3 protein-coding genes and 2 pseudogenes are annotated in these 3,407 nt (G+C 38.8%); 2 read left to right on the top strand and 3 right to left on the bottom strand.

The window, feature by feature from the left end; all coding sequences use genetic code 11:
- Positions 1 to 82: 82 nt before the first annotated feature.
- Entirely contained in the window at positions 83 to 475 is a 393-nt protein-coding gene (locus tag PY093_RS21105) for a group II intron maturase-specific domain-containing protein (RefSeq protein ID WP_275647704.1), read from the bottom strand.
- A 72-nt stretch (positions 476 to 547) separates the two neighbouring features.
- Positions 548 to 766, bottom strand: a pseudogene (locus PY093_RS21100) (reverse transcriptase domain-containing protein); the annotation flags it as partial.
- 157 nt (positions 767 to 923) lie between these two features.
- Here PY093_RS21100 and PY093_RS21095 point away from each other — a divergent pair.
- Both PY093_RS21095 and PY093_RS21090 read left to right on the top strand, forming a co-directional pair.
- A complete protein-coding gene (locus tag PY093_RS21095; protein ID WP_275647703.1) occupies positions 924 to 2,159 on the top strand; it encodes a site-specific integrase in 1,236 nt (411 codons plus the stop codon).
- Positions 2,152 to 2,751 carry a site-specific integrase gene (locus PY093_RS21090; RefSeq protein WP_275647705.1) on the top strand — a complete coding sequence of 200 codons (600 nt, stop codon included), beginning with the start codon at positions 2,152 to 2,154 and terminating at the stop codon, positions 2,749 to 2,751. The genes PY093_RS21095 and PY093_RS21090 overlap by 8 nt, the downstream gene beginning before the upstream one ends.
- On the opposite strand, the pseudogene PY093_RS21085 reads toward PY093_RS21090, so the two are convergent.
- Positions 2,668 to 2,856 (bottom strand): annotated as a pseudogene (locus PY093_RS21085) (group II intron reverse transcriptase/maturase); the annotation flags it as partial. The gene PY093_RS21090 and the pseudogene PY093_RS21085 sit on opposite strands and share 84 nt — an antisense overlap.
- Positions 2,857 to 3,407: the final 551 nt, after the last annotated feature.

Genomic DNA, 3,407 nt, shown 5'->3' with positions numbered 1-3,407 from the left:
AATCGAGTAGAGTGAACGAATCAGAAGATTGATTCGTTCGACCCTCTCACACCACCGTACGTACGGACCCGTATACGGCGGTTCAATAATTTGAGTGTACAAACTGGTATTTTGCGGATATATCCATATATCCGAGTTGTACCAGTTTTCTATCTGTTAAAGACCTATGAAGGATATAACTGGCAGAAATCCTCCAGTAACCCTTTCGGGTATTTGACCATTCATAGGCTTTTTGCTTTTCGATACCTAGTTGAATGAGATTCCTACGTTTGGTTCGTGGGTTTTTCCACTGTTTCCAAATGTATTGTCTGATTCGTCGTTTCAACCAACCATTCAAATCATTCATAAAGCTTTTCATTTCACCAATGCCGTAGTAGTTTATCCACCCTGTCATTAGCTGCTTGATTTGTTTGAAGAGGACTTCAATGCTCTTCCCTCTGCTCCGCTTTGTTATTTTCTTCAACTTTTGCTTCACGGTAGACTTAGCCTTATGATGTGGTCGGATTTTGACACCGTTTCTAGTTGCCAGTAGGCAAAAACCCAGGAACTTTCGTTTCAGTGGACTTCCTACCGCACTTTTCTCACGATTCACGGTTAATTTCAGTTCACCCTCTAGGAAATTGATTGAGTTCTCCATCACTCGATAACCTGCCCGTCTACTTTTGACGTAAATATTGCAATCATCAGCGTAACGGACGAATTTGTGCCCACGTATCGTGAGGAGTTTATCGAATTCATTCAAGTAAATATTACTTAATAATGGCGATAAGTTTCCTCCTTATGCAAAGAAAGTTATTATGCTAAGTAATTAAATGAATCACTGAATATTTCTTAGGTTGCCTGTTATTTACTTTGCATAATGTCCCAAACTTGAATAGAAAACGAAGTTTTAGTTTTCTAAATTTCAAATTGGAGGCATGTGTATGCAAAAGAAAACTTTAAAGGTTCTCATCATGGATCTTGAACAGGAATTACTTAGATTGGGTTACACAAAAGGAAGTTTAAATTATTATAAAAAACGATGGGAGATGTTGCTAAAGTTTGCTAACGAGCGTAATGAACTTTATTACACTGAACGCCTTGGCATCGACTTTCTAGAAAAGAATTTCAATATACTTGAAAAAGATGTAAGTGGTACCCTCATCCAAAGTGAAGTACAGAACCTTAGGGTAATACGGATGTTAGGAGATTTCCAACTTCATGGATCTGTTCTACGTAGATATTATAAGCAGACCAAAATACTTCATAGTCCATATTTTATTGAGGTTATAAATGATTTTAAACACTACTGTATTGATAAGAATTATTCCTCTGTGACTGTCGGCCACTATACGAAACAGGCTTCGAAATTTTTAGATTTTGCTGATGCGCAGTCCGTAACCTCGTGTTGTGAGATAAATCTCATCCTGATTAATAACTATATCAAAACCCTAGCAGGTTATACCTATAAAACTGTGGAACAGCAGTTATGCTCACTTCGTTCTTTATTTAAATTTATGTATCAAAAAGGTCTTCATGAGAAAGACTTTTCTCTTAAAATCCCCATGATTCAGTCAAGAAAACAGACAAGAATTCCTTCTGTTTGGTCCGCAGAAGACCTAACAAAGCTGATTACAGCTATCGACAGAGGCAATCCTATGGGGAAACGAGACTACGCTATTATCTTACTAGTCTCGCGCCTTGGTCTTCGAAGTAGTGATATCAAAAAGCTTACCTTTGAAAATTTCCATTGGGAAGATAAACAATTGGTTTTCGTGCAATCAAAAACCAGGACCACATTATCCTTACCAATTACACAAGATGTTGGATGGGCAGTAATTGATTACTTAAGATACGGTCGTCCAAAAGTTGATAGTCCTTTCGTATTTATCAGGCATCTTGCACCCTTCCTTCCATTTACCGAGGGCGACCATTTGAACCAAATTATTTCTAAATACATGAAGATGGCAGGCATTCCAAAAGGAAAGAAAAAGGTTGGAATGCATTCTCTTCGCCATACATTGGCAAGTTTGTTATTAGAAAAAGGGACTCCGCTTCCTGTAATTTCGGAAATCCTCGGACATATAAATACTCAATCAACTACCGTGTATTTAAAGGTAGATATTGATAAATTGAAAGAATGTCCTCTAGATTTTAAGGAGGATATCGTTCATGATTAAAGTTTCATACATCGGGCCTTTTAAGCTATATATTCAAGAGTTTATAGAGTTAAAGCAGTCGCTTGGATATAAATATCTTGCGGAGGCAACACATTTAAAACGTTTTGATAAGTTTACATTTGAAAAATATAGTTCAACTAAACATTTGACTAAAGCAATCGTTATGGACTGGTGTACTAAGAAATCCTACGAGAAGCAGGAAAACTTATGTGCTCGTGCTTCAATCATTCGGCAATTTGCTTTGTATCTATATAACATTGGCTTGGATAGTTATATTATTCCTAAGAACTATTTCAAATCTGGGGAACCATACATTCCACATATCTATTCAAATGAGGAACTGAAAAGTTTTTTCCGGGAAACAGATAAGTGCCAATATAGCTCTCAATGTCCATACCGTCATTTGATAATGCCCATATTTTTTAGATTGATTTATTCCTGTGGTTTAAGAGTATCTGAAGCTCGCCTTCTTAAAGTAGTAGATGTTGATTTAATAAACGGCATTCTCCCTACGGACGGGTTGCGGTTCATAAGTCCCTTCGAGGAGTTCCATTTTCATAGATTCCCAGTGTTCCAAGATGTGTTTCCGTAGGTTTTGTACGGACATTCCATCTACACCATGACTCCCTTTATTCCGTTCTACCCTTTTCAGGGCAGAGAGCAGATTTTCTCGTGATAGTATTCGTTCCATCAACATTGTTACGCCTCTTTCCGTGAACAACGGTTCTTCTTATGCCAGTTCTGCTCCACCATCTTGAGGTCCCCCGTGGAATTCACCACTTCCTCCATCAAGCATGCCATATCGGTTATCTGTGTTCTTCGCAGTTTACTGAATGCCAAGATGTTGTTCTCTCTAAATTGTTCAGCCCTTCCCATCCTTCTCGAGTTCGAATGGTACTATGGCTTCTGCTGACTTCTGATTGTTCAGCTATCCATCACTAGATAGGTTATCAAGTGTACTTGACGTATCAATCAGACCTCCCCAGGTAAGAGTACAGTCTTTCCCTCCATCTATCTGCTTCATTTACTCTGTATCACCTTTGGCAGAAAGGACTTTGTTTTGTATTGCAAACTCATCCAATGATACCTAGCCTTATATGAAGTTCGTGTTCCTCAGACCGGAGGTTTGCCGCTCGCTTCCTTCAGATTTTGCGTCACCGCAAACACCCTTGCGTTAAGCTACTGCTACTTCTGCCTTCACAGTTCGGGACTTTCACCCTATAGACTGCACCCATGCTGGGCGCACAA

It is taken from the genome of Cytobacillus sp. S13-E01 (assembly GCF_029193815.1).
Classification (GTDB): domain Bacteria; phylum Bacillota; class Bacilli; order Bacillales; family Bacillaceae_L; genus Bacillus_BV.
This window is presented reverse-complemented; position numbering and strand designations above follow the sequence as displayed.

What these genes read in the sequence shown, in the direction of transcription:
- PY093_RS21095 (WP_275647703.1), top strand. Translation starts at nt 924, where the DNA reads ATGCAAAAGAAAACTTTAAAGGTTCTCATCATGGATCTTGAACAGGAA.
- PY093_RS21090 (WP_275647705.1), top strand. Translation starts at nt 2,152, where the DNA reads ATGATTAAAGTTTCATACATCGGGCCTTTTAAGCTATATATTCAAGAG.